The 26,400-nt window shown below is 66.8% G+C and carries 22 protein-coding genes; 5 read left to right on the top strand and 17 right to left on the bottom strand.

All coding sequences use genetic code 11. The features are described 5' to 3' along the window. Window positions 1-2 precede the first annotated feature (2 nt). Both ASD68_RS10245 and ligB read left to right on the top strand, forming a co-directional pair. Window positions 3-770 (top strand): NRDE family protein, encoded by a 768-nt coding sequence (locus ASD68_RS10245; RefSeq protein WP_056606364.1) that lies wholly within the window; start codon window positions 3-5, stop codon window positions 768-770. Window positions 771-884: 114 nt separating this feature from the next. Continuing rightward, complete coding sequence (ligB, locus tag ASD68_RS10240; protein ID WP_056606357.1) at window positions 885-2,567, top strand: NAD-dependent DNA ligase LigB; 1,683 nt, start codon at window positions 885-887, stop codon at window positions 2,565-2,567. Between the two features lie 27 nt (window positions 2,568-2,594). On the opposite strand, the gene ASD68_RS10235 is transcribed toward ligB, so the two are convergent. The 3 genes from ASD68_RS10235 to dinG form a co-directional block, all read right to left on the bottom strand. After that, a complete protein-coding gene (locus ASD68_RS10235; protein ID WP_056606354.1) occupies window positions 2,595-2,996 on the bottom strand; it encodes a YchJ family metal-binding protein in 402 nt (133 codons plus the stop codon). A gap of 42 nt (window positions 2,997-3,038) precedes the next feature. Further along, window positions 3,039-3,236 carry a hypothetical protein gene (locus ASD68_RS10230; protein ID WP_056082576.1) on the bottom strand — a complete coding sequence of 66 codons (198 nt, stop codon included), beginning with the start codon at window positions 3,234-3,236 and terminating at the stop codon, window positions 3,039-3,041. A gap of 160 nt (window positions 3,237-3,396) precedes the next feature. Beyond that, complete coding sequence (gene dinG, locus ASD68_RS10225; RefSeq protein ID WP_056606351.1) at window positions 3,397-5,517, bottom strand: ATP-dependent DNA helicase DinG; 2,121 nt, start codon at window positions 5,515-5,517, stop codon at window positions 3,397-3,399. A gap of 275 nt (window positions 5,518-5,792) precedes the next feature. On the opposite strand from dinG, the gene ASD68_RS10220 reads away from it, so the two are divergent. Together ASD68_RS10220 and ASD68_RS16845 are read left to right on the top strand one after the other, a co-directional pair. Beyond that, window positions 5,793-8,696: an EAL domain-containing protein gene (locus tag ASD68_RS10220; RefSeq protein ID WP_235578712.1), complete on the top strand. Its 2,904-nt coding sequence runs from the start codon at window positions 5,793-5,795 to the stop codon at window positions 8,694-8,696. A 69-nt stretch (window positions 8,697-8,765) separates the two neighbouring features. After that, window positions 8,766-8,933, top strand: coding sequence for a hypothetical protein (locus ASD68_RS16845; protein ID WP_156458376.1), 168 nt, complete (start codon window positions 8,766-8,768; stop codon window positions 8,931-8,933). Window positions 8,934-8,988: 55 nt separating this feature from the next. Here the strand turns inward: ASD68_RS16845 and ASD68_RS10215 are convergent, their stop codons facing one another. From ASD68_RS10215 to rmuC, 10 genes are all read right to left on the bottom strand, one after another. Then, complete coding sequence (locus ASD68_RS10215; protein ID WP_056606344.1) at window positions 8,989-9,642, bottom strand: DsbA family oxidoreductase; 654 nt, start codon at window positions 9,640-9,642, stop codon at window positions 8,989-8,991. Window positions 9,643-9,822: 180 nt separating this feature from the next. Beyond that, a complete protein-coding gene (locus ASD68_RS10210) occupies window positions 9,823-11,169 on the bottom strand; it encodes a type II toxin-antitoxin system HipA family toxin (RefSeq protein WP_056607478.1) in 1,347 nt (448 codons plus the stop codon). Window positions 11,170-11,201: 32 nt separating this feature from the next. Next, the gene (locus tag ASD68_RS10205; protein ID WP_082546030.1) at window positions 11,202-11,459 is read right to left on the bottom strand and encodes a helix-turn-helix transcriptional regulator; all 258 of its coding nucleotides are present in this window, start codon (window positions 11,457-11,459) and stop codon (window positions 11,202-11,204) included. A gap of 76 nt (window positions 11,460-11,535) precedes the next feature. Next, the gene (locus ASD68_RS10200; protein ID WP_056606338.1) at window positions 11,536-13,176 is read right to left on the bottom strand and encodes an NAD(P)/FAD-dependent oxidoreductase; all 1,641 of its coding nucleotides are present in this window, start codon (window positions 13,174-13,176) and stop codon (window positions 11,536-11,538) included. Between the two features lie 113 nt (window positions 13,177-13,289). Then, window positions 13,290-13,796 carry a DUF1993 domain-containing protein gene (locus tag ASD68_RS10195; RefSeq protein WP_056606335.1) on the bottom strand — a complete coding sequence of 169 codons (507 nt, stop codon included), beginning with the start codon at window positions 13,794-13,796 and terminating at the stop codon, window positions 13,290-13,292. Continuing rightward, complete coding sequence (locus ASD68_RS10190; protein WP_056606332.1) at window positions 13,793-15,064, bottom strand: TCR/Tet family MFS transporter; 1,272 nt, start codon at window positions 15,062-15,064, stop codon at window positions 13,793-13,795. Before ASD68_RS10190 ends, ASD68_RS10195 begins: the two co-directional genes overlap by 4 nt. Window positions 15,065-15,166: 102 nt before the next feature. Beyond that, the gene (locus tag ASD68_RS10185; RefSeq protein WP_056606329.1) at window positions 15,167-15,520 is read right to left on the bottom strand and encodes a hypothetical protein; all 354 of its coding nucleotides are present in this window, start codon (window positions 15,518-15,520) and stop codon (window positions 15,167-15,169) included. Window positions 15,521-15,555: 35 nt separating this feature from the next. Further along, the gene (locus tag ASD68_RS10180) at window positions 15,556-16,758 is read right to left on the bottom strand and encodes a GGDEF domain-containing protein (RefSeq protein WP_056606326.1); all 1,203 of its coding nucleotides are present in this window, start codon (window positions 16,756-16,758) and stop codon (window positions 15,556-15,558) included. Window positions 16,759-16,825: 67 nt separating this feature from the next. Next, window positions 16,826-17,428: a GTP cyclohydrolase I FolE gene (gene folE, locus ASD68_RS10175; RefSeq protein WP_007081559.1), complete on the bottom strand. Its 603-nt coding sequence runs from the start codon at window positions 17,426-17,428 to the stop codon at window positions 16,826-16,828. A 101-nt stretch (window positions 17,429-17,529) separates the two neighbouring features. Then, window positions 17,530-18,975, bottom strand: coding sequence for a DNA recombination protein RmuC (gene rmuC, locus ASD68_RS10170; RefSeq protein ID WP_056606322.1), 1,446 nt, complete (start codon window positions 18,973-18,975; stop codon window positions 17,530-17,532). 123 nt (window positions 18,976-19,098) lie between these two features. On the opposite strand from rmuC, the gene ASD68_RS10165 reads away from it, so the two are divergent. Next, on the top strand, window positions 19,099-20,292 hold the full coding sequence (locus ASD68_RS10165) for an FAD-dependent oxidoreductase (RefSeq protein WP_056606319.1): 1,194 nt from the start codon (window positions 19,099-19,101) through the stop codon (window positions 20,290-20,292). Between the two features lie 8 nt (window positions 20,293-20,300). Here ASD68_RS10165 and ASD68_RS10160 read toward each other — a convergent pair whose 3' ends face one another. Genes ASD68_RS10160 through ASD68_RS10145 form a run of 4 tightly spaced genes read right to left on the bottom strand, consistent with a single transcriptional unit; the run spans window position 20,301 to window position 26,257 of the window. After that, complete coding sequence (locus tag ASD68_RS10160) at window positions 20,301-21,371, bottom strand: DNA topoisomerase IB (RefSeq protein WP_056606316.1); 1,071 nt, start codon at window positions 21,369-21,371, stop codon at window positions 20,301-20,303. A gap of 55 nt (window positions 21,372-21,426) precedes the next feature. Continuing rightward, complete coding sequence (locus tag ASD68_RS10155; RefSeq protein ID WP_056606313.1) at window positions 21,427-22,596, bottom strand: class I SAM-dependent rRNA methyltransferase; 1,170 nt, start codon at window positions 22,594-22,596, stop codon at window positions 21,427-21,429. Window positions 22,597-22,650: 54 nt separating this feature from the next. Further along, window positions 22,651-24,723: a PAS domain-containing hybrid sensor histidine kinase/response regulator gene (locus ASD68_RS10150; protein WP_200945367.1), complete on the bottom strand. Its 2,073-nt coding sequence runs from the start codon at window positions 24,721-24,723 to the stop codon at window positions 22,651-22,653. 22 nt (window positions 24,724-24,745) lie between these two features. Further along, window positions 24,746-26,257: an ATPase domain-containing protein gene (locus tag ASD68_RS10145; protein WP_056606310.1), complete on the bottom strand. Its 1,512-nt coding sequence runs from the start codon at window positions 26,255-26,257 to the stop codon at window positions 24,746-24,748. Between the last annotated feature and the right edge of the window lie 143 nt (window positions 26,258-26,400).

Here is a 26,400-nt window from a genome sequence, read left to right as displayed (position 1 = left end):
CCATGTGCCTGATCGCTTTCGCCTGGGATGCCCATCCGCGCTGGCGCCTGCTGCTGGCAGGCAATCGCGACGAAATGCACGCACGCCCCAGCGCCGCGCTGGCGCGCTGGGACGACCTGCCGATCATCGGCGGGCGCGACTTGCAGGCCGGTGGCACCTGGCTGGGCGTCACCGATGCGGGGCGCTGCTGCGTGGTCACCAATGTGCGCGATCCCAGCGATCCGCAGTTGGGTGTGTCGCGCGGCATGCTGGCCACCGACTATCTGGCCGGTGCCGCCGATGCTGCCACCCACGCCACCCAATTGCTGGCATCGGCGGCCACGTTCCGGCCATTCAATCTGCTTACCTTCGACGGCCGTGACGGCTTCTACCTGGGCAACCGGCCGCAGCCACGGGCGCAGGCGATCACCCCGGGCGTGCATGGCTTGTCCAACGCCGATTTCAATACGCCGTGGCCCAAGACGCGCAACCTGATGCAGCGGGTGCGGCAGTGGATCGATGACGGCGGTGACGATGGCTTCGAGCCGCTGTTCGCGGCATTGGCGGACGAACAGCCCGCCGCCGATGCGGAACTGCCGCAGACCGGCGTGGGGCTTGAGCGCGAGCGGCTGCTTTCGGCCGCCTTCATCCGCGGCGAACACTACGGCACGCGCGCCAGCACGGTGGTGGCGATCGACCGCCACGGTGCGGGCGTGATCGTCGAACGTCGCTACGGACCGAATGGCCGTATGGACGACCAATCATCGATACCCATCGGCGACGCGGGCTAGCGATCGACTGCGCCGCGTTGCGGCGACCGACTACGACGGGTCAGGTCATGGGCCGCTACTCCGCAACCGGGCGTGCCCGTCACGCTGCGGTGACGATCACGATGCGGAACGCACATGCGCAAGCGATGGCGGTGGCTGGGCGTGCCCGGTTTCCTGGTGGCCACTATGGCGGGGGCGACCTGTCCCCAGTGGACTGCGGCGCAGGCCCGGCAGGAACTCGGCGCGCTGCATGACCGGCTGGATGGCTGGAACCACGCCTACCGCGTGACCGGCCAGTCGCCGGTCGATGACGCGGTGTACGACCAGGCGCTGCAGCGGTTCGACCGCTGGCGCGCCTGTTTTCCCCAGCAGGCACCCGCACCCCTCGCGCATCTCGCTGACGCGAGCGGTGCGGTCACCGCGCCAGTGGCGCAGACGGGGCTGGCGAAGTTGCCCGATGCCGCCGCGGTGGCGACGTGGATGCGGTCGCACGGCAGCAATCTGTGGGTGCAGCCCAAGGCCGACGGGGTGGCGGTGACCTTGCTATATCGCGATGGTGAACTGCACCAGGCGACCAGCCGCGGCGATGGCCTGCATGGATCGAACTGGACCGCCAAGGCGTTGCGGATCGCTGCGATCCCGCGCCACCTGCCCAACGCGCCGTCGCGGGTGGTATTGCAGGGTGAGCTCTACTGGCGCCTGCCCAGCCATGTGCAGGCGCGCGATGGTGGCGTCAACGCACGTTCGGCGGTGGCTGGCGCCATGGCGCGCGACACGCTGGACGCGGCGACCGCGGCACACATCGGCTTGTTCGTGTGGGACTGGCCCAGCGGCCCGGCCGACATGCCCTCGCGGCTGGCCGGGTTGCGCGCGATGGGCCTGATCGACAGCGCGGATTACACCCAGCCGGTGGGCACACTTGCCGATGTCCAGCGTTGGCGTCGGCGGTGGTACCGGCAGCCGATGCCGTTTGCCGCCGATGGCACCGTGCTGCGCCAGAGCCGGCGGCCGGGAGCCTCGACCTGGCGGGCCGAGCCGCCGGAATGGGCCGTGGCGTGGAAATATCCTGCCGCCCAGGCGCTGGCCGAAGTGCGTGCGGTGACCTTCACCGTTGGTCGCAGCGGCCGCATCACGCCCGTGCTGGAACTGGAGCCGGTGCAATTGGACGATCACCGCGTGCAACGCGTCAGCGTGGGTTCGCTGCGACGCTGGCAGCAGCTGGATATTCGTCCGGGTGATCAGGTGGAAGTGGCGCTGGCGGGGCTGACCATCCCGCGCCTGCAATCGGTGGCGTGGCGGGCACAGCAGCGCCCGCCGGTGATACCGCCCGATCCGGCGCAGCACGATACCCTCAGTTGCTGGCGATGGGTGCCAGGCTGCGAGCTGCAGTTCCTGGCGCGGCTGGTCTGGCTGGGCGGCAAATCCGGATTGCAGCTGGATGGCCTGGGTCCCGATACGTGGCAAGCCCTGATCGACGCCGGACTGGTGCACGGGTTGCTCGACTGGATGGATCTCACGGCCGCGCAGTTGGCGGCCGTGCCCGGCGTCGGCGATGCGCGTGCGGAGGCACTGCTGCACGCGTTCGCCGCCGCCCGTGCGCGTCCTTTCAAACGTTGGCTGCGTGCGCTGGGCATGCCTGCCAGCGGCACCATCGCACTGACTGATTGGCACACTCTGGCGGCGCGCAACGATGATCAGTGGCAAGCCAGCGGAGGCATCGGGCCGGGGCGGGCGCAGCACCTGCTGGCGTTCTTCCGGCATGCCGACGTGCGTGCGTTGGCAGCGCACCTCCATGCCCTGGGCGTGATCGGGTTTTGAAGAAAGCCGCCGCGTCGCTGCGGGCGGTCAGGCCTTGATCTCGCCATCGCGATAGAACCAGCGATCGTTCTCCCGCACGAAGCGGCTGGTTTCGTGCTGGCGTTGCGCGCGACCTCCACCGAGCCGGTAGCGGGCCACGAACTCGACGGTGGCGTGATCGCTGTCGATCACGCGATGTTGGCGGATATCCAGCCCCAGCCAGGTCGGCGCCGGTTGCTGCGCGGACAATCGCAGCGACGCGGGCCTTGTGTCGGCATGCCAGCTGGCCAGCAGGTAATCCTCACGCAACAGCACATACGCGCTGTAGCGCGAGCGCATCAATTGCTCGGCCGACTCAGCCGGCTTGCCGTCGTGCAGCGGGCCACAGCAAGCGGCGTAGCCCGCGTCGTTGCCGCACGGGCACGGCGTCATGGTGTCGATGGATTTCATGCCGCACTTGTACCCGGTTTGGCGGCATTGTGCAGGTCGCGCTCAGGCGGGACGCCCACGCAGCACGCGCGCCGGCAACATCATCAGCGCACCGAGGAAGGCAAACACCGCCGTCACGGTAATGCCCACCAACCGCAGCGGCAGCAACAGCAACCACACGATCGGGTACAGCACCAGCGCCAGCAGCGCCAGCGGCCAGCAGAACACCAGCAGCAACAACCAAAGCAGGAAACCGGCCATGTCGTGTGCCTCGCGGATCGGAGAATGCGGTCACTCTAGCGCAGGGCCGTCGTGTGGCGTAGATGACTTTCGGTACCTCCGGGTTGCGGGAGCGCGAGATCAAGAGCGACCTAACCCGGCCCTCCCCTGCGAGCAGGGGATGCAGCAAGGCGCGCGCCGTTCAGGCGGTGCGCTCAATCACCCGCCGGAACGGCGGCAACGCCTTCAGCATGCCGCTGCCGTAGCGCTTGGTGACCACCCGCCGGTCCAGCAGCACGATGCGGCCCTGGTCGGTTTCGGCGCGGATCAGGCGGCCGCAATACTGGGTGAGCAGGCGCGTGGCCTCGGGGATGCTGACTTCGATGAACGGGTTGCGGCCGCGTGATTCCAGCCACTCGGCGTAGGTGGCGCCCACCGGATCGGTGGGTACGGCGAACGGCAGCTGGGTGATCACCACTGTCTCGCACAGCTTGCCGGGCAGGTCCAGGCCTTCGCCGAAGGAGGCCAGCCCGAACAGCGTGCTGCCCTTGCCGGCTTCGATGTCGGCGCAGTGCTCGGCGACCAGTTGCGACTTGCCCAGCGAGCCTTGGGCGCGCACCTTGCGCACCATCGCGATGGGCAGTTTTTGCAACACGCGGTCCAGTTTCACCCGCGAAGTGAACAGCACCAGATTGCCCGCATCCCAGTCCAGATGCTCGGCCAGCCATTCACTGATTTCCTCGGCGTGCGCCTCGCGTGCGTCGGGCAGTGTGCGCATCATCGGCACTTCCAGCCGTGCCTGCGCGGCGAGGTCGAATGGCGAAGGCAAACTCAAGGTCACCGCATCGCCGGGCAGCCCCACCGCGTCGGCGAAGCCACGAAAGTTGCCGCCCGCGCTCAACGTGGCGGAGGTCAGCACCACGCCGCTGGCGTTGCCCCACAGCACGCTGCGCAGCAGGCCACCGGCGGAGACGGCCGAGGCGTGGCAGACCAGTTGCTGATCGCCGCCCAGGGTGACCCAGCGCGCCATCGGTGGGGCGTTGTCGGGGTCCTCCGCCGCCCATGCGCGCCAGCAGCGGGCCTGTTTGTCGATCCGCTCCAGCGCGATGCCCAGTTCGCGCGACAGCGCCTCCTGGGTGGGGCCGCCGTCGGTCATTTCCACTACCGCGCGGCGCACGGCGGCCAGCCAGCGCTGCACCTCGTTGGTGTACGCGCTGAGCACTTGCGCGTGCGCCACCCAGGCCTCCGGCAACTGGCCCAGCGAGCCACGGTACATCGGCTCGGTCTCGGATGGATCGGGCAGCCAGCCGAGGCGGATTTCCTTCTCCAGTTCCTCCAGCGTATTGCTGAGGTCCTGCAGTTTCTCGTCGCCCTTGTCCAGGCTGAGCTTGCCCAGGGTTTCCTTGTCGGTCAGTGAATAGGCCGCGTGCACCTGCCGGCCAAGCCGGCTCAGCTGGCGCACGGTGACGTTCATGTACACCTCGGCGGCGCCTCGATCGATCGCCTTGCCCGGCACGTGGTGGCCTTCGTCGAAGATGTACAGCGTCTCGTCCGGTCGCGGCAGGATCACGCCGCCCCAAGCTGGCTCGCCGTTGCTGGCGCTCTCGCCCGGCATGGTCAGGTCGGCCAGCACCAGATCCTGGTTGGCCACGATGATCTCGGCATCTTCCACCGCGCGCCGCGCGGTGAAGAACGGGCAGTTCATGAAGTGCGCGCATTTGCGGTTGGTGCAGCCGCCGGCGCTGGTGGTGAGCATCGGGCGCAGCAGGTCGCTGACCGGCTCCGGTGCGCTGTCCATGTCGCCATTCCACTCGTGGCTCTCGAACGCGGCGCCGAGTTTGACCAGTGCCTGCTTGTCGCGTGGCTGCGGCGGCTTGGTCCACAGCACCAGGTCGGCATCGAAGCCGGCCAGGCCCATCTGCGCGGTGTCGTTGATGCTGTTGGCGGCCAGTGCCAGGTTGCGCGGGCACAGATAGCGGCCGCGACCCTTGGCCAGCGCCACTTTCGCCTCGATGCCGTTGAGCTGCAGGTACAGCGGGATGTCGCGTTGTACCAGTTGCTCCTGCAGCGCCACGGTGGCGGTGGCGATCAACAGTTTCTTTTTCTGGAAGCGCGCCACTTCCACCCCGGCAATCAGGTACGCCATCGACTTGCCGGTGCCGGTGGGCGCCTCGATCACCGCCACGCCGCCTGCCTGGCCGAACGCCTTGGCCACCTCGGCGATCATCCGGCCCTGCGAGGCGCGCGCGCGGAAACCCGGCAGGCCGTCTTTCAGGCGTGCATAGGCGGCGCGGATGGCATCTTTGGTGGTGTCGGCAAGCATGCGTGGGTAAACCTGTGACGCTGGAAGGGCATCGCCGCGGCCGATGATGGCAGGCGCGGATGATGCCGCGGGCACCGGCCGTGCGCGCGGTGCGAGCAGCACAGTTTATATCGGTATTGCGCCGACGCCCGCTTGCGGGCACGCTCATGCGACGCGCAAGGGAGCGATGCGCGACAATAAGCCGTCGGCGGCCAACAGGCGTTGGCGGGCCGCGATTGGGGAACCTCAGAATGATGCAGGCGGGTGCTGTGCGATCGACGCCGTCAGAAGGCTCTTTGCAGCTGATATGGCTGGCGCGCCTCGCCGCTGCGCACACGCCCGACGAAGTCGGCGTGACGATTGCTTCACTGGCGCAGGCCCAGCCCGGTTGCGAGAAGGCGTTCGTGGTGTGGGGGCTCGGTGACCCCGCCAACCATTACAGCGCGCCGCCATGCTGGGTCGATTCTTCCGACTGGCCATGGTTGCAGGATGCCGCGCGCTCCAGTTCGGCGTGCCCGCATCCGGAACAGAACCGCGTGGCCCTGCGCATCTGCCAGCGGCCCGAGCCGGTGCTGCTGGTACTGACGATCGCGCAAGGTCAGGACGGCACCGCGCTCCTCGATGGCCTGGCGGCGCCGCTGCAATTGGCCGGTCAGCACCTGCGCCGGGCGCTGGAATGGTTCGAACTGCAGGATTCCCACCGTCAACTGGCGCGCTCGGAAACCCTGCAGCGTGCGCTGTTCGCCATTTCCGACCTGGCCGGTTCCGACCGCGACATGCCGGACATGCTCAGCGACATCCACGGCATCGTCAGCACGCTGATGTACGCGGAAAACTTCTGCATCGTGATGTACCACCCCGCCAACGACACGATCCGTTTCCTGTATTTCGTGGACGTGGAGGAGCCGGCCGTACCTGGCGATGGCCAGGACCTGCCGCTGAGCGCCATCGAGCACACGCTCACCTGGTATGTAATCCGCGACGGCAAGGCGCGCATGGGCAACACCCGCGAGCTGCGCAGCCAGGTGTCCGGCCCGATGAATCTGCAAGGCCCGGAAAGTTACGACTGGCTGGGCGTGCCGATGCTGCGCGACGGCCAGTTGGGCGGCGCGCTGGTGGTGCACAACTACCAGCAAGGTTTGGGCTTCACCAATGAGGACCTGGCCCTGCTGGAGTTCGTCGGCAGCCACATCCTCACGGCGCTGGAGCGCAAGCAATCCAAGGCCGATCTCGAGCAGCGCGTGCAACTGCGCACGCTGGAACTGGCCGAAGCCAACCGCGGCTTGCAGTTGGAGATCGTGGAGCGCCAGCGCGCCGAGCACCTGCAGGCGGCGCTGTTCCAGATCGCGCAGCTGGCGACCGCCGACATCGGCCAGGACGAGTTTTATCGCCGCGTGCATGCGGTGGTCGACGATTTGCTCAACGCCAAGAATTTCTACATCGCGCTGGTGTCCGACGACGGCAAGCGGCTGATGTTTCCATACTCGGTGGATGCGGCCAATCCGCAGCTGGCGGAGCGCCCGCTGGGGCGTGGCCTCAGCGAATACGTATTGCGCCACGGCAAGGCGCTGCTGGCCAACAAGGCCGACATCCGCAAGCTCGTGCGCAGCGGCGAGGCATCGTCGGCGCAGGCCGGTGCCAAGGCGACCTGCTGGTTGGGCGTGCCGCTGATCGTGGGTGACGAGGTGATCGGCGTGGTCACCGTGCAGAGTTATTCGCGCGATGTCGTCTATGACCAGGCGGACCAGGAACTGCTCAGCTTTGTCGCCACCCAGATCGCCAGCAGCCTGATGCGGCGGCGCTCGGCCGAGTCGTTGCGTCGCGCCTATGAAGAGCTGGAGCAGCGCGTCGAGGAGCGCACGCTGGCGCTGCGCAAGGAGATCATCGAGCGCGAACGCGTGCAGGACCAGCTCAAGCATCAGGTCATGCACGACCTGCTCACCGGCTTGCCCAACCGTGGCTACCTGCGCGATCGCATGGATCGCGTGCTGGCCGCCATCCGGCGCGAGCCCTCGCGCCGCTGCGCCTTGCTCTACCTTGATGTCGATCGCTTCAAGATCATCAACGACAGCCTCGGTCACCTGGCCGGCGACGAGGTGCTGAAAGAGGTGTCCAACCGCCTCGCCAACTGCGTGCGTTACCCCGACCTGGTAGCGCGGTTGTCCGGCGACGAGTTCGCCATCCTGGTGGAAGAGGTGGACAAACCCGCCGACGCCATGATGGTGGCGCAACGCGTGCTCGACGCCCTCAGCGCCTCGATGATGATCGCCGGCAAGGAGCTGCAGACCACCGCCAGCGTGGGCATCGCCATCGGCGACGGGCAGTACAACGCGGCCGACGAGATGTTGCGCGACGCCGACATCGCGCTGTACCGCGCCAAGGCGCTGGGTCGCAAGCGCTATGCGTTGTTCGACGAGACGCTGGCCAGGAACGTGATCGACGTGCTGGCAATGGAGGGCGAGTTGCGCCAGGCGCTGGCGCAGGATCAGTTCGAACCGTACTTCCAGCCGATCTGCCACCTCGATGGTGGCAAGGTGGTTGGTTACGAGGCGCTGATCCGCTGGAACCATCCGCAACGTGGCGTGTTGCGCCCCGCCGACTTCCTCAAGATCGCCGAGGACAGCGGCCTGATCGAGGCGATCGACTGGCGCATGTTCGAGCTGAGCTGCACGCATCTGATGCGCGACGGCGCCGCCGACACTTTCATGACGATCAACGTTTCGGCGCTGCACCTGCGCCACGCCGATTTCGACGAGCGACTGATCGCCTTGCTGGAACGCACCGGCCTGCCACCCGCGCGGTTGATCGCCGAGGTCACCGAAGGCGCGTTGCTGGACAACCCCGAACGCGTGCGCGCGACGCTGGAGCGCCTGCGCGCCGCCGGCGTCGGCGCCGCACTGGACGATTTCGGCACCGGCTACTCATCGCTGAGCTACCTGCACTCGCTGCCGCTGCGGATGCTGAAGATCGATCGCGCCTTCGTGCACGAGCTGGACAAGGGCGCCAACACCAACAGCACCACGGTGGTCGCCGCGATTCTGGCGCTGTCGCGCGCGCTGGGTATCGAGGTGATCGCCGAAGGCATCGAAACCGACGTGCAATACGGTGCGTTGCAGGCGATGGGCTGCGAGCTGGGGCAGGGTTATCTGATGGGCTACCCCTCGCCCATCGCGCACTGGCTGACGTCCGAGAGCGCCTGACGCTCGCACGGCATCACGAATCCATCAGCGGCGGCGGCCTAATCTGGGCGAAAACCCCGGAGAAGCGCCATGACCCGTCCACCCGCTGACCGCAAGCACGGCACCGGCGATCGCAACGAGAGCAACGTCGCTAAACACGACGAGAAGCTGCAGGATCGCCGCGATGACAAAAAGGAAAAAGGCGCCGAGGAAGTGAAGCGCCAGTCGCATCGCGACATGGGCATCGAGCACCCCTGAAACGCTGGACTAGTACGTACCTGCGCGGTCAGCGAAAGCAACCCGCGCGGGGATTTCAGGCTGCCGCAACGATCTGACGCAGCGCCTGCTCGAAGGCCTCCGGCGGCTGCCCGCCGGAAATCAGGTGCTGGCCGTTGACGATCGTGGCCGGCACCGAATGGATGCCGCGCGACTGGAAGAACTGCTCCTGCGCGCGCACCTCGTCGGCAAATTCGTCGCCGGCGAGAATCTGCCGCGCACGCTCCGCATCGAGGCCCGCTTCAACCGCCAGCCGCACCAGCGTGTCGTGCGCGCTGACGTCTTCGCCGTCGGTGAAATACGCGCGCAGCAGGATCTGCTTCAACGCGATGTGCAGCCCTTCCAGCTCGGCCCAATGCAGCAGCCGGTGCGCATCGAACGTGTTGTAGACGCGGCTGCGCCGATCCATGTTGAAGGTGAAGCCCAGCGCGGCGCCACGCTCGCGGATCATCGCGCGGTTCGCGTCGATCTGGTCGGCCGAGCTGCCGTACTTGCGCACCAGATGCTCGGTGGAATCCTCGCCCTCGGCCGCCATCTGCGGATTCAACTCGAACGGCTGGAAATGAATCTCGGCGGCCACTTCGCCATCGAGCGTCGCCAACGCCTGCTGCAAGGACGCCAGTCCGATCGCGCACCACGGACAGGAAACGTCGGAGACGAAGTCGATGCGGACGGAGGCGGGAGTGGTCATGGTTTGTCTGCCAATGAAGTGAACAGACAGGAGATTGGGGGTGGGGCTGACTGCTTCAAGGCGCTGCAGCGACGCCCATTGCAGGAAGCGCAGCGAATTGCACGGCGCCCGGCAGACGCTTTGCGACGACCTGCATGGCAACCACAGGCGTGTGCGCGTGCGGCCTGGGCGAGGTTCAGCTCAATGTTTGCCGATCGACGTTGCTGATCGACGATCAGGCTCTCTGGCCAGCCGTTTGACGGCATCGGTCATGCCGCTTGCCACACGGTCGAACAGCTCCGCGGGGAAATCCTCCGGCAAGCGCTTTGCCATGGCATCGAGTGCCCGCGGGGTACGGTTGATGAGGTCTTCGATCATCGCCGAAATACGATCGCCGAGTCCCAGGCTTTCGGCCATGCCGACCCAGTGCCAGCGATGGATGTCGTGAATCAGGTAGTGGCGGTTGCCGCCTTCCACCGCCATCGCCAGCCGCGCCTTGCGCGCATCCATGCGGTTTGCGCCGCGGCCCTGGATGGGCCAAGTGGACAGGATGTCGTATAGCGGCGTGCGTCGATAGCGGCCGCCGGCGAGCAGGGTGAGGCTGAAATTCTTGGCGTGGCCGTCGGTGGCGCCCATGATCCAGAACACTATTTGCGTCCGGAAGAAGTTCTCGCGGTCCGTGTCGGCGTTCTCGGAACCGCGCAGGACATCCATGATCTGACGAATGCCCGGGCCGCCGTCGCTTTCGTACTTGCGGTTCGGCGGCAATCCGGTGACCTGGCAGAAATCCTCCTGCGGAATGCGCAGCCAGTAGTGGCCGTCGCGTGCGCGAACGCGATCGAAGCGCTCGACGATCAGGGCCTTCTGGTCTTCGAAACGGCCAATTTCAGCATGGGCAACGGGCAGGCCGTATTCGCGCACCAAGGCCATGCAAAGCCATTCCAGTTCGACCGACATGCGCATGTTGGCCTGCACATTGCCGACCAATCCCAGGGGCAACTTGAAAATGTGGGTGGATGGCGTGGCGCCGTGCGGGATACACCAGCGTCCGCGATGCCGCAGCAGCGCGGTTTTTTCCTGCGCACCGGCAATCGACAGGCGAAACGCGTCGTCGTCGGCCGTTTGGCCCGGGTATCGGGACAGCGTGGTGTTGCGCAATACATCCGCGACCCCCGCTTCGTTGAGCGACGTGGCCTCGATGTGGCGGATGTCGCCCGGGTCCATTCCTGCGGGCAACAACTGGATGGCGCCGACGCAGTCGCGGCCGATCGCCGCGAGCAGGTCGAAGGGGGTCGTGGAGCGCGCGCCATGGCGATCGCGCAAGCGTTGCAGGATGCGCTCGTTGTCCGGAATCAGGTTCTCGAAATAGGCCGCGACCTTGTCGCCGCGCAAGACCGGTATGTCATTGCTGCGTCCATGGGCGTGTCCGAACGGCAGCGACAGTGACAACGGGCGTCCTGCTTCGGACTGGATCCAGCCGGCGTCGTAGGTCAGCCGATCGGCGGCACCTTTGGAGCGTTCCCAGGTGCCGACGTACTGGCCGTTCATCCATAGGTCCAGGGCCAGCGAGCGCGGCGTGGTTACCACTCCGGCGCGCCTGCGTCGCGCAAGTTCATTGTGGGTTTGTCCTGCACAAGCAGTTCGAGCCCCAGCACCTGGCATAACCGGTGGATCCGGTCGAACGAGACCCGGGCGGCATTGTTCTCCAGCTTGGATACGGCTTGGGTACTGATGCCGAGTTGCCGGGCGATATCGGTTTGGGTCAGACCGCGATTCAGCCGGGCACTACGCAGAATATCGCCCAACTGAGTGGGAAGGAGGATTGGCGTCGAATGCATGTACTCAACCTATAGGTTGATATGGCGGTGTTCAACTTACAGGTTTAAATGAGGCATTTCAACCCTTGGGTTGAAATCATGCGGACAAGCCTCGCGCCGCGATATCCCGCGCCACCGCTTCCGCCACCTTGATCCCATCCACGGCGGCGGAAAGAATGCCGCCGGCGTAACCGGCGCCTTCGCCGGCGGGATACAGGCCGTGGGTGTTGAGGCTTTCCAAGCTGTCGTTGTCGCGGGTGATGCGCACGGGTGAGGAGGTGCGGGTTTCGACGCCGGTGAGGATGGCGTCGGGCATCGCGTAACCGCGTATCTGCCGTTCGAACGCGGGCAGCGCTTCGCGGATGGCGGCGATGGCGTAATCGGGCAGCGCGCTGTCCAGGTTGCCCAGCGTCACGCCAGGTTGATACGACGGCTGCACGTCGCCGAAGTCGCGCGACGCGCGGCCGGCCAGGAAATCACCCACGAGCTGCGCGGGAGCACTGTAGTTTTCACCGCCCAGGACATAGGCGTGACTCTCCAGCGCGCGCTGCAAGGCGATGCCGGCCAGCGGGCCTTCGCCATACGGCGCGAAATCGGCGGGTTCGATGCCGACCACCACGGCGGCGTTCGCGTTGCGCTCGTTGCGCGAGTACTGGCTCATGCCGTTGGTGACCACGCGGCCGGGCTCGCTGGTGGCCGCGACCACGGTGCCGCCGGGGCACATGCAGAAGCTGTAGACCGAGCGTCCGCCTTTGCCGTGATGCACCAGCTTGTAGTCGGCCGCGCCGAGCATCGGATGGCCGGCCTGCGGCCCGAAGCGGGCGCGGTCGATCACCGACTGCGGATGCTCGATGCGGAAGCCGATGGAGAAGGGTTTGGCTTCAAGATACACGCCGCGCGCATGCAGCATCTCGAAGGTATCGCGGGCGCTGTGGCCCAGCGCCAGCACCACGTGATCGGCGCGGATCTGCTCGCCGCTGGCCAGCGCGACGCCACGGATCCGCTGTTGGCCATCCGCACCCGCTTCCAGCAGCAGATCATCCACGCGCTGGCTGAAGCGGATCTCGCCGCCCAGCGACTCGATCGTGGCGCGCATGTTCTCCACCATCGACACTAGTCGGAACGTGCCGATGTGCGGCTTGCTGACGTAGAGGATTTCCTCCGGCGCGCCCGCCTTGACGAATTCGGTCAGCACCTTGCGGCCGTGGTGCAGCGGGTCGCGGATCTGGCTGTGCAGCTTGCCGTCGGAAAACGTGCCCGCGCCGCCCTCGCCGAACTGCACGTTGGATTCCGGATGCAGCTCGCGCTTGCGCCACAGATCCCACGTGTCTTTGGTGCGCTCGCGCACTTCCTTGCCGCGGTCCAGGATGATCGGGCGAAAACCCATCTGCGCCAGGATCAACCCCGCGAACAGACCGCAGGGCCCGAAGCCGATCACCAGCGGACGGTGTTCGATTCGCGGTGGCGCCTTGGCCACGAAGTGGTAATTCGTATCCGGCGTGGGTCGTACATGTGTGTCGTCGGCGAAGCGTTGCAGCAGTTCGGCTTCGCGCGGCGTGTCGATATCCAGTGCATAGATCAGCACGATCGCGCCGCGCTTGCGCGCATCGTAGCCGCGCCGCGCCACCTGGTAACCGGTGAGGTCGGCCGCCTCGATGCCCAGCCGCCTGAGCAGCGCGGCGGTGAGTGCCGCCTCGCTGTGGTCGAGCGGCAGCTTGAGGTCGGTCAATCGCAACATGGGTAAATCCGGCGCATGGGTACTGCATTTTCGCAGATGTGGGTGGGGTGGGATCAAAGCGCCCCTCACCCCAACCCTCTCCCCGGACGTCGTCGGAGGAGAGGGAGCAGGGCTTACGCCTGGCCGACGAAATCCATCTTGCCGATCTCCGTGCCCGCCTCGCGCAGGATGTTGTACGCGGTGGTGCAGTGGAAAAAGACGTTCGGGATCAGGAAGTGCAACAGGTACGTCTGGCCTTCGAAATTCAATTCGCCGCTGCGCATTTTCAGCTGGATGGCGCGGCTTTCGCTGCCGTCGATCTGCTCGGGCGTGAAACTCTTGATGTAGTCGGTGGCGCGCGCAATGCGGTCGTACGCCTGCTCCAGCGTGGTTTCGTTGTCCTCGAAGCTCTGCGGTTCCACACCGGCCAGTCGGGCCATGCCGCGGGTCGCCATGTCGCAGGCAATCTGCACCTGCTTGATCAGCGGCAGCATGTCGATGATCAGCCGCGTTTGCAGCAGGGCTTCATCGGTGACGTTCTTGGCCTTGGCGTGGGCCTCGCCTTTTTTCAGCACATGGGTGAGGTTGCCCAGGGCGCGGATGAAGACGGGAGCGGAGGCTTGGTACATGGACAGGGTCATGGTTGTTCCTGGGTTTCGTGGAGAAGGGGCGCGGCCACCGCCGGCGGTGGATGCCGGGTGACGCGGGCGGCAATCACCAGGCCCACCAGCATCAGCGTGGCCGAAAGCACGAAGGCTACACCGGGCAGGTGGATCGACGCGGAGGGTGCGATCGACAGCGCAAAAACCTGCGCGAAAAGATACGGCCCGAAGATGCCCGCGAAACTGCCGAGACTGCCGATCGCGCCCTGCAGCCGGCCCTGTTCGGAGGGCTCCACATGCTGGGTCATGATCGACTGGATCGGCGGCATCGCCAGTCCCCACAGCGCCAGCAACGGGACGCCGAACAGGAACACGCTGCCGCTGTCGGCCACGCCCATCACCAGGAACGCGCCGACGCCGAATGCCATGCCGGCCAGCAACACGCGGCGCTCGCCGAAGCGCGGCGCCAGCTTGCCGGTCAGCACCGCCTGCACGAAACCGTCGCAGGCGCCGACCAGCATCAGCACATAGCCCACCGCCTGCGGGCCCCAGCTGTAGCGGTAATCCGCGTACAGCACGAACACCGTCTGCAACACGTAATGCGCCAGGTAAACCAGAAACAGCACCACCGCCAGCCCGAATACTTGCGGCTGGCGGCGCAGCAGCTTCAGCGCCCCGAACGGGTGCGCGCTGTGCAGCTCGATGCGCGCGGTGCGACGTTCCTTCGGCAACGACTCGGGCAGGATGAAACAGCCGTACAGGAAGTTGCACAGCGCCAGCCCCGCTGCCACCCAGAACGGCAGCCGCAACGCGATGCCGCCCAGAAAGCCGCCCAGCCCCGGGCCGATGATGAAGCCCAGCCCGAACGCGCTGCCCAGGATGCCGAACGCGGCCGCGCGCTTCTCCTTGGGCGTGATGTCCGCGATATAGGCATTGGCGGTGCTGAAGCTGGCCGCGGTCATGCCCAGCAGGATGCGCGCCACGAACAGCAGCCACAGCGTGGGCGCCAGTGCCAGCACCACGAAATCCACCGCCAGGCCGAGATTGGAGACGAGGATCACCGGCCGCCGTCCGAAGCGGTCCGACAACGCGCCCTGCACCGGCGAAAACACGAACTGCACGATCGCGAACACCGTGCTGAAAATGCCTACCCACCACGCGGCCTTGGCAATGCCGCCGCCGGCCAGCTGCTCGATCAGGTGCGGCAACACCGGGATGATGATGCCGAACGCCAGCATGTCCAGCAGCACGGTGACGTAGATGAAAGCCAGCGCGGCGCGATGGCGAGTGGCGGTCGGCGGGTTCATGGGGTGGCGCAGGAAAAGAAGCGCACGATAGCGGAATCATGGCGGCATGGCGCGCATTCGCCATCCGCGCCGTACGCTCGCATGTGGACGCTGCCCGAATGTTCAGCGCGGCGGCTGGGCCAGTTCCTTCGCGCTCAGCGAGCCGTCGCCGTTGCGGTCCAGCCGGTGGAATTGTGCGGCGAGGTCGGCTTGGAACGCCGCCAGGCTGCGCGGCGTATGGCGCGGGCTGGGCGGCAGTTCATCGGCATCGAGCACGTTGTCGCCGTTGCGGTCCATGCGGCGAAAGCCGGCGCTCAGGTAGCCCACATATTCCGCCTCACTGATGCGGCCGTCACCGCTCGCATCGATCATGGCCAGGTAGCCGGACGGCGTGGCCGGATAATCGCGCCCGTGGGCCGCGCCGGTGCAGCACAGGGAAAACAGCAGGGTCAGCGGCAGGGTCGGCGGTAAGCGCATCGGCGCATTGGATCAGTTTGGCCGCGCGCTTGCCATCAGCCGCTGCATTCCGCGACGCCGCGGGTCGGGGTGGGCTGCGTGGCGTCCAGCGTGGCCACCTGATCGCGGCCGGCGTTCTTGGCCGCGTAAAGCGCGCGGTCGGCGCGTCGAACCAGGGCGCCGGGGCCTTTGTCTTCCGCCTGCCGCACGGCGACGCCGACCGATATCGTTACCGTCTGCGGCTCGCCATCCAGTGTCACCTGGATGCCGGACACCGCCGTGCGCAACCGTTCGGCCAGGGTCAGCGCGTCGTCGATGCCGGTACCGGGCAGCAGCACCAGAAACTCCTCGCCGCCCACGCGGCCGAGCACGTCGTCCGCGCGCAGACACTGGCTGATACCGCGGGCCAGCGCAGCCAGCATGCGGTCACCGCCGGCGTGGCCGAAGCGGTCGTTGATCGTCTTGAAGTGGTCGATGTCGATCATCAACACCGCGCCGGAATGCGGTGAAGTCTGCTGGAAAAGCCGCTGCGCCATCTCGTCCAGCGCAAACCGGTTGAGCATGCCGGTGAGCGCATCGGTGCGCGCCAGGCGCCGCAATTCCACCTGCGCGAGTTCGTTGTACATCAGCAGGAACCCGACGCTGGCGAATACCGGCTCCATCGCGCTGTAGATCATCTGCGCGATATTGCCCGGCGTGGCGGTCAGCAGGCCCGGTGTCGGCACGTCGCCGAATATCAACTCGCACACGCGGAAAAACCAGCCCGCCGCTGCACCCAGCAACACCAGCAGCATCACCCGCTGCGCGGTCGACCCGCCCGGTCGCAGCGCATGCCGCAGCGGCCACAGCAACAACAGCAGAAAGCCGCCCAGCGACACGGTCGCGATATACACCCGCATCGGGTAATCCGGCTGCACCTGGGCAAACCACACGATGCCGAGCCAGCCGCTGATGCCGATGGCCGCCAGCAGGCCGCGTCGCGGCGGCACGCCCAGCAGCAGGCGCAAGGCGCGCGTCGTCTCGGCGTAGGAGATCATCAATACGCCGTTGGCCAGCACGATCGACAGCCAGCCGCTGATCTGGTCGCGCGCACCCATCAGCGCCCAGCCCAGCGCCTGCAACACCAGCACCGTGCCCCAGATGCGCAGGCTCTGGCGCGCCACGCCGGTATAGGCGCGGGTGGCGGCAAGCAGCAAAGGCGCCAGCAGCAAGGCCTGCAGCGCGCCGACCAGACTCAGGGTGACCAGATCAATGTGCACAGTGGGGAGGGGTCAGGGCGGCCGTGCTACAGCCGGTGGCTCCTCATCGGCCGGTGCCGGAAATTCTTCAGTGATGGCCGCCCTGCAGGCCGATGAACTGCAGAAACTCCATCCGTGTGCGGGCGTCGTCGCGGAACGAGCCCAGCATCTGGCTGGTCACCATCGACACGCCGCGCTTGTGCACGCCGCGGGTGGTCATGCATTCGTGGCTGGCATCGATCACCACCGCCACGCCGGCCGGCTGCAGGGTTTCCTGGATGCAGTGGGCGATCTGCGCGGTGAGCTTCTCCTGCACCTGCAACCGCCGTGCGAAACCATCGACCACGCGCGCCAGCTTGCTGATGCCGACCACGCGGTTGGTCGGCATGTAGCCCACATGCGCGCGGCCGATGATCGGCGCCAGGTGATGCTCGCAGTGGCTTTCAAACTGGATATCGCGCAGCACCACCATCTGGTCGTAACCGCCCACCTCCTCGAAGGTGCGCAGCAGGAATTCGGCCGGGTCGGATTCGTAGCCGGAAAACCAGTCGCGGTAAGCCTTGGCCACGCGCTTGGGCGTGTCGATCAGACCCTCCCGCGCGGGATCGTCGCCGGCCCAGCGCAGCAGGGTGCGGACTGCCTCTTCGGCCTGCTCGCGGGTGACATCGGGTTGGTTGGCGTGGTCGCTCATGCCGGATCCTTGAATGATCGAGCAGGCAGTTTACCCGCATGCGGGCCGGGTCTGGCCGTGGCGTGCCCGCCGCGGGGTGTGATCCGCGAGGGACGTACCCCTCAATCGTCGCCCGCTTCCTCGGTGCCATCGTTCAAGGCCGGCATGTCTTCCAGCAACGCCTCGCCGGCGCCGCCGGACAAGGATTCCACGTCGCGCAGTTTGCGTTCGATGGCGCGGGTGCGCTGGCCGGCGCTGTCTATGCTGTTGCGGGCGGCGTCGAGTTGTTTGCGGGTCCGGTCCAGCACGGTGCCGAACTTGCCGAATTCGTTCTTTACCGCGCCCAGGATTTTCCAGACCTCGCTGGAGCGTTTGGCGATGGCCAGGGTGCGGAAGCCCATCTGCAGGCTGTTGAGCAGGGCGCTCAACGTGGTGGGGCCGGCGACGGTGACGCGGTGCTCGCGTTGCAGGTTTTCGAACAGGCCGGGGCGGCGGATCACTTCGGCGTAGAGGCCTTCGGTGGGCAGGTACAGCACGGCGAAATCGGTGGTGTGCGGCGGCGCCACGTATTTGCCGTGGATGCGTTTGGCCTCCTCGCGCACGCGCAGTTCGAGTGCGCGCCCGGCGGCCAGCGCGCCTTCGGCGTCGGAGACCTCTTGCGCGTCGAGCAGGCGCTGGTAATCCTCGACCGGGAATTTCGCGTCGATCGGCAGGTAGACGTGGTCGCCTTCGTCCTGGCCCGGCATGCGGATGGCGAACTCCACCCGGTCGTTGCTGCCCGGAATGGTGATGACGTTGGAGGCGTACTGCTCGGCGGTGAGCATATCTTCCAGCAGCGCGCCGAGCTGCACTTCGCCGAAGATGCCGCGTTTCTTCACGTTGGTCAGCACGCGCTTGAGGTCGCCCACGCCGGTGGCCAGGTTCTGCATTTCGCCCAGCCCGCGCTGCACCGCTTCGAGTCGTTCGGACACCAGCTTGAACGATTCGCCCAGGCGCGTTTCCAGCGTGGCGTGCAGTTTTTCATCGACGGTGGCGCGCATCTGCTCCAGCTTGGCGGCGTTGTCCTGCTGGATCGCGCCGAGCTTGGCTTCCAGCGTGGCGCGCATCTCGCCCATGCGTTTTTCGTTGTCGGCGGTGAGCGCGGCAAGCCGTTGCTGTTGCTGCTCGCCCAGCCGGTTGAGCGTGGCGGCAACTTCCTCACGGCCCTTGCGGGCGTCGTCGATCAGGCGCTGGGTCAGGGACTGCAGGCCGTTGTCGGTGCGTTCGGTGAGTTGGGTCAGGCGCTGGGCGAAACCTTCGATGCGCTCGGCCTGCTGTTGCGAGGCGTTGCCGAGTTGTTCACCCAAATGACCACGGAAGCGATCGAAACCCTGCTGCAGCTCTTCGCGGCCGGCGCGCTGCTCCTCGCGCAAGGTGCGTTCCACGCGGGCGCTGTCGTCCTTGAGTGCGTCGAGTTTCACGCCCAGGCCGGGATCGCCGCGGCCACGCAGCAGCGCCACCACCTGAAGCAGCAGCACGGCGGCGACCAGCACAACGAGGAGAATCAGCAGGATCTGGATGAGCGGCATGGAACGTTTTCCCGGGTAGATGCATCCAGTGTACGTCGCGCCGTCTCACCAGCTGCGTCGGGCTTGCCGCTCCGCCGCCATCACATAGGCGCATCATGGGCTGACGTCAGCCAGGAGAACATCATGGAATACGTACACGATTACCTGATCATCGGCGGCGGCATGGCGGCCGACGCGGCGGCCAAGGCCATTGCCGAGGTCGAGCGCGGCGCGAATATCGGCATCGTGGGCGATGAGACGTCGCCGCCCTATCAGCGCCCGCCGCTGAGCAAGGCGTTGTGGAAGGGCGACAAGTCGCCTGCGGACATCGACCTGGCCACGGCGAAGACCGGGGCGAGCTTCCACCTGGGCCGGTGCATCGTCTCGCTGGATCGCGCGGCCCACGTGGCGCGCGACGAACAGGGTGATACCTATCGCTATCGCCGCCTGTTGCTGGCCACGGGCGCCACGCCGCGCGCGCTGGGCTTCGATGGCGGCGAGCGGCTGATCGATTTCCGCACCCTGGCCGACTACGAGGCGTTGCGCCGCTATGCGAAACCCGGCGCGCACATAGCGGTGATCGGCGGCGGCTTCATCGGCAGCGAACTGGCCGCGTCGCTTTGCGGCATCGGCTGCAAGGTGACGATGCTGTTTCCCGGCAAGTCGATCGGTGCGGGCCGCTACCCGGACGGGTTGTGCAGTTATCTCGATGCCTACTATCGCGAGCATGGCGTCGAGCTGCGTGCGGGCACCAAGGTGACCGGCGGGCGCGCCGTCGACAGTGGCGTGGAGCTGGAGCTGTCCGAAGGCGGCACTTTGCGCGTGGACGCGGTGGTGGCCGGCATCGGCGTGACACCGGACACCGCCCTGGCCGAACAGGCGGGCCTGACCGTCGACAACGGCATCGTGGTGGATGCGCAGTTGCGCAGCAGCGATGCGGACATCTGGGCCGCCGGCGACGTGGCCAACTTCCACAGCGTGGCGCTGGACCGGCGCATGCGGGTGGAACACGAGGATGCCGCCATCGGCATGGGCCGGCACGCCGGCCGCGCCATGGCCGGCGTCGCCGGGGATTACGTCAGCCAGCCGTTCTTCTACTCGGACCTGTTCGACCTGGGCTACGAGGCGGTGGGCCTGCTCGACACCCGGTTGCAGGTGGTCGAGGACTGGCGCGAGCCCAACCGCGAGGGCGTGATCTATTACCTCGACGGCGGTCGCGTACGCGGCGTGCTGCTGTGGAACGTGTGGGACCAGGTCGACGCCGCCCGCGCCTTGCTGGCCGAACCCGGCCCGTTCGACGCGGCGAGTCTGCGCGGGCGATTGCCAGCTGCGGGCTGAGGCGTGCCTCAGCCGCCGCGACGGGCAAGCCGCAGCTGGCGGCGCAGGTAGCGCAGCGTGTGTTGTTCAAGCTGGCGCGGATGGGCCGCCACGGTGGGCGCGATGGCCCGTTGCAGGCTGCCGTCCTGCCAACCCTGCAGGATCAGCGGGTGGATGTAGGAGGCGCGGCACACCGCCGGTGTATTGCCGAGGATCGCGGCCACTTCCTTGATCGCCGCGGCCAGCGTGCTGCGTACGGCGCGCTCTCCGCCGGTTTTGGGCAGCGGCGTGCGCGCCAGCACGCCGGCGGCGTTCACGGTGCCGCCCCAGGTGCGGAAGTCCTTGGCACTGAAGTCCTCGCCGCAGGCCTCATGCAGGTAGTCGTTCACCTCACCCGAGTCGATCGGCTGCCGTTGGCCGTCGTCGTCCAGGTACTGGAACAGGCGTTGGCCGGGCAGTTGCTGCACGCGGCGCACGATACGCGCCAAGCGGCGGTCGCTCAGTTCCACTTCCTGCTCCTGGCCGCTCTTGCCGCGGAACGCGAAACGCAGGCGGCCGCGTTCGGCGCGTACGTGGCGCGAGCGCAAGGTGGTCAGCCCGTAGCTCTTGTTGTCGCGCGCATAGCCTTCGTTGCCGACGCGGATCAGGGTGTCGTCGAGCAACCGCACGACCAGGGCCAGCACCTTTTCGCGCGGCAGACCGGGGCGGGCCAGGTCGCGGCGCACACGTCGGCGCAATCCCGGCAGCGCCGCACCGAAGGCCAGCACGCGATCGAACTTGCCGTGGTCGCGTAGCGCCCGCCATTGCGCGTGATAACGGTATTGCTTGCGCTGGCGCGCATCGCGTCCGGTGGCCTGCAGGTGGCCGCGCGGGTTGGCGCAGATCCACACGTCCACGTAGGCCGGCGGAATGGCCAGTGCGCGGATGCGTTGCAGATGGCCTTCGTCGCGCACGCAACGGCCATCGGTGTCGCGATAACTGAAGCCCTTGCCGCACCGCTGCCGGCGGATGCCGGGCTGGTCGTCGTGGACGTAGACGAGGCCGGCGGCGCGCACTTCGCGGCGCAGGGCGGGGTCGATGTCATCGGGAGGGCTGGCCATGCGCGGATGGTGCGCGAGGCCACGGTCAAGCCGATGTGAGCCTTAGGGCGTCGCCTTAATCCACCCGGCAGAACACCGCCTTCAGGTAGCGCCCTTCGGGCACGTCGGTGCGGAACGGATGGTCGGCGCCGGCACCACGCACTTCGAGCACCTGGATCTCGCGGCCGGCGTTGAGTGCCACCCGGCGCAGCATTTCCAGGAACTCGCTTTCGCCGACCAGACCGGTGCACGAGCACGTCAGCAGCAGGCCGCCGGGCGGGATGATGTCCAGCGCCATGCGGTTCATCGCGAAGTATTTCTTCAGCGCGTCCATCACCTTGTTGCGGTCGCGGGTGAGCTTTGCCGGATCCAGGATCACCGCGTCGTATTGCTCGCCGCGCGCCACCGCCGCACGCACCCAGTCGAAGATGTCGGCCTGCTCGAACGTCACCGACACGTTGTTGGCCTGCGCATTCGCGCGGGCGACGTCGAGGATGCCCGCGTCCAGATCCACGCCCACCGCCTCGCGCGCGCCGGCCGCCATTGCATGCACGGCGAAGCCGCCGGCGTTGCAGCACAGGTCGAGTACGCGGCGACCCTTGGCCAGCTCGGCGAAGCGCTTGCGGTTGTCGCGCTGGTCGGCGAAGAAGCCGGTCTTGTGGCCGGAGCCGGGCGCAGCGTGGAAGCGCAAGCCGTGCTCGTGCACTTCGAACGCGGCGGGAACGTCGGGGCTGCGGCAGTCGAAGGATTCCTGCTTCTGCACGTGCGATTCGGCGAACCAGTACAACTGCGCGCCGGGGAAATGCGTGAGCAGCGCGGCGTGGATGGCCTCGCGGAACTTCCACATGCCAGCGGCGAAATACTCGATCACCAGCACGTCGGCGTAGCGGTCGACGATCAGGCCGGAAAGCCCGTCGCCCTCGCTGTGCACCACGCGCCAGGCGTCACTGACCTTGTCCAGTTGCAACCAGTCGCGACGCAGCTGTACGGCGCGGGCGATGCGCGCGGCGACCCATGCGGCGTCGACGGTTTCATCCGGATGCGTTTCCAGCAGGCGCAGCGCGATGCGCGCGTGGCCGTTCCAGAACGCCTTGCCGACAAGGCGGCCACGCGCGTCGTGCACGTCGACGAGGCTGCCGGGCGGCAATTTCTGCTCGGGCTTGTGCACCTGGGCGGACCACACCCAGGGGTGGCCGGGGGCGCGGTCGGATTTGAGGCGGATGATGGGCAAGGCGGGCGTGGACATCCGTGCATGATAGCCGGTCGCCGTGGTCGCCCGTGACGCGATCCGGCGGATATGTCAGATGGCCGGGGCCGAATGCTCGCTGGTTGCCGAGGCGATCATCTCGTCGATCTTGCCCGCCAGCGTTTCCAGCGAGAACGGTTTCGTCATCATGGCCATGCCGTTGCCGAGGAAGTCCGGCCGGTGCGCCGCACTCTCGGCGTAACCGGTGAGAAACAGTATCGGTAACGCTGGGCGGTGGCGTCGGGCGATCTCGGCCAGCTGGCGCCCATTCATGCCGGGGAGGCCGACATCGGAGAGCATCAGGTCGATGGTGCGATTCGAGGTGAGTATCGGCAGTGCGGCGTCCGCGTTCGGCGCCTCGTGCACCTCGTATTGCAGCTCATTGAGCAGCTCGCGCACCATCATCCGCACCGACGGATCGTCCTCGATAAGCAACACGCTCTGGCCCTTTCCCTCGCGCACCCACCCCACGGCCGAGGGCGTCTGCTCCAGGCTGGCGGCGTCGTTGGCGGGCAGATGGAGGGAGACCGTGGTGCCCTGGCCGGGCTGGCTGTGGATGCGCACCCGTCCGCCCGACTGCCTTGCGAAGCCGTAAATCATCGACAAGCCCAGGCCCGTACCCTGTCCGATGGGTTTGGTGGTGTAGAACGGCTCGAAGACCTTTTCCAGCATGTCCTCGCTGATGCCCACGCCGGTGTCTGACACGGCAATGGCCACGTAGCGGCCGGCCTGCATGTCAGGCTCGGCCGCGACATGGGCTTGATCCAGCTCCACCATCGACGTCTCGACCGTCAGCTCGCCACCCTGGGGCATCGCGTCGCGGGCATTGATGGCCAGGTTGAGCAGGGCGCTTTCAAGCTGGTTGCTGTCGGCGACCACCAGGCTCAGGTTTTTGCCGGGCACCACGCGCAGTCGGATCGACTCGGTGAGCGTGCGGCGGAACAAGTCCTCCAGCGAGACCACCAGCGCATTGATGTCGAGCGGCCGGGCATCCAGCGACTGCTTGCGCGAGAACGCCAGCAGACGCGCGGTGAGGCTGGCGGCTCGTTGCGCCGAGGCGATGGAGGCTTCCATGAAACGCTCGACGTCATCGAAACGGCCGCTGTCGATACGCAGCTTGATCAGGTCCAGCCCGGCGATCACGCCGGCCAGCATGTTGTTGAAATCGTGCGCGATGCCACCGGTGAGCTGACCCACCGCTTCCATCTTCTGGCTTTGCCGCAGCGCGGCTTCCACCTCGCTGCGGCTGGCCATCTCGGCCTCCAGTGCAGCCGTGCGCGCGGCCACCAGCTGTTCCAGCTCTTCGCGCGAACGGGACAGCACTTCACGTGCCTCGACCAAATCCTGGATTTCGGTGCAGGTGCCGAACCAGCGCACGATGTGTCCCTCCTCGTCGCGCTGCGCCTGGGCGCGGCCAAGCACCCATCGGTAGGTACCGGAGTGATGGCGCAGCCGGTACTCGATCTCGTAGGGCTGACCGGTTGCCAGCGACGCACGCCAGCGCTGCCAAGCACGCTCCCGGTCGTCGGGGTGGAACACGGCGCTCCAGCCGTCGCCATCGGTCGTGCCCGGAGCCATACCGGTGAATTCGTACCAGCGGTCGTTGAAGTAGTCGTGAAGACCGTCGGGCAGGGTGGTCCAGATCATCTGGTCGACGGAATTGGTGATGGCCTTGAAGCGTCGATCGCTCTCGCGCAGCTCGACAAGACGGTCGCGCATCTCGAATTGCTTGCGGCGCAGGCGTAGCGCTGAGGCAACCGCGCTGGTGAGCGAGCCCTTGCCGATCGGTCGCTCCAGGATCACGCAATTGGTGGCCAGTTCCAGAAACTGCAGACGTGCCGCCTCGGCCCAGCCGCTGCGACCGGCCGATGCCGCGATCAGCAGGACGAACGGCACATCCGACCATGGCGGCTGTTGCTCAAGGGCTTCATTCAGTGCGGCCATGTTGCCGACCAGGGCTTCCTGTGTGAGCAGCACGGCGCCCGTCTGTACGTCGATCCGTGCGCCAAGCTCGCGCAGGTCGGCGCAGATCATGGTTTCATGCCCGGCGTGTTCCAGCAGCTGCGCCACGCTTTGCGCATCGCGGCCGAACGGGGCGGCGATCAGTACGCGTTGTCCCTCTGGCATCGGGATCATCCCGGCGTTCATGTCAGGCACCGCGACGGTCATCGTCGCGGCTTTCCAGCAAGGGCGATGCCGCGCCGATGTACTCGGGCGTGCCGGTAAGCACGCCCTTGAATTGCGATAGCGAATCGCCCACACGCAGCCCCTGGGAGTCGATGCGCAACTCGCGGATGCAGTCCTCGTGCATGCCGCCGCGGTTCTTCAATACCGAGATCGCCTTGCGGATGCGCCCTTCCGCCTCGAAAAACCGCAACAGCAACACGGCATCGGCCACGTAGGAGATATTGAGGTTGGTCGCCATGCTGCCGAGCAAGCCGCTTTGCGGATTGATCAGGAAGGTCACCACGCCCTGCTGGCTGAGATAGGAGAGCAGCTCGTGCATCTGCAGGATCAGATGCTGCTCTTGGGGCATGGCCGCCAGGTAACCGTTCAGGCTGTCGATCACGATCATTCGCGCGTGGCGCTCCGCCACCTGCTGGCGCACCCGCCACGAAAACTCGCCCGGCGACAGCTCGGCCGGGTCGATCTGTTCGATCACCAGCAGCCCGTCCTCGACGTGCTTGTCCAGATCCAGGTTGAATGCCTTGGCACGCGCCATCAGCGTGCCGATGCGCTCGTCGAACTCGTAAATGGTGCAACGTTCGCCGCGGCGGCAGGCTGAGTCGATGTACTGCAGGGCGATCGTGGTCTTGCCGGTACCCGCCGGCCCGGTGACCAGCGTGCAGGTGCCGCGGAGCGGGCCGCCACCCAGCAAGCGGTCCAGCGCCGCCACCCCGCTGGGGGTCGGTTCGCCGTTGAACGGGCTGTGGTGGGATGACGCGGTAAGGCGCGGCCAGATTTCCAGCCCGCCTTTGCGAATGGCCAGGTCGTGGTAGCCGGCGACGAAATCGACACCACGCAGCTTCTGCACCTGCAACCGTCGCCGCGCAGTGCCGAAATCCAGGGTCAGCCGCTCCAACGTGATCACGCCATGGCAGAGGCTGTGCAGGTGCGCGTCCGCGCCTTTCTCGCCGCCGGTCATGTCGTCGACGAGGATGACGGTGGCGTTACGTCTGCCAAAAAACTGCTTCAGCGCCAGCACCTGGCGGCGATAGCGCAAGGAGTCCTGGGCCAGCAGGCGCATTTCCGACAAGCTGTCGAAAACGATCCGCGACGGCTTCACACGCTCGACTTCCTGCTGGATCAGCCGGATCGTCTCACCCAGCTCCATCTCCCACGGGTGCAGGATCGACTGCTCGGTGCCGCCGCCCAGCACATCGGCGGCTGATTCCAGCTCAAACACGTCGAACGCCTTGATATCCCAACCGTGCGAAGCGGCCACCACGGTCAGTTCGTCATAGGTTTCCGACAGCGTGATGTAGAGCGCCCGCTCGCCGCGTCGCGCACCTTCGAGCAGAAACTGCAGCGACAGCGTGGTTTTGCCCGAGCCCGGCGCCCCTTCCAGCAGGTACAGCCGGTTCGCCGGCAATCCGCCGCCGAGGATCGCATCCAGGCCCGCATTTCCGGTGGAAACCAGGGGAGATGAAAGATTGGTCAAGATTAGCTCCGGGAAGGCGAGTTGACGCGGCTACGCCCTCGTCTGCCATAGGCTCCGCTATGCGTTCGCAGCCGAGGGCGACTGGCGCGGAAGCGTACTCAACCCTTTTGTGACGGTACGTGAAAACTTCCGGGGAGTGACCG

This window comes from Rhodanobacter sp. Root627, assembly GCF_001427835.1.
Taxonomy (GTDB): Bacteria; Pseudomonadota; Gammaproteobacteria; order Xanthomonadales; family Rhodanobacteraceae; genus Rhodanobacter; species Rhodanobacter ginsenosidimutans.
Note: the sequence above shows the minus strand (reverse complement) of the source record. Positions and strands in the feature narration are given on the sequence as shown.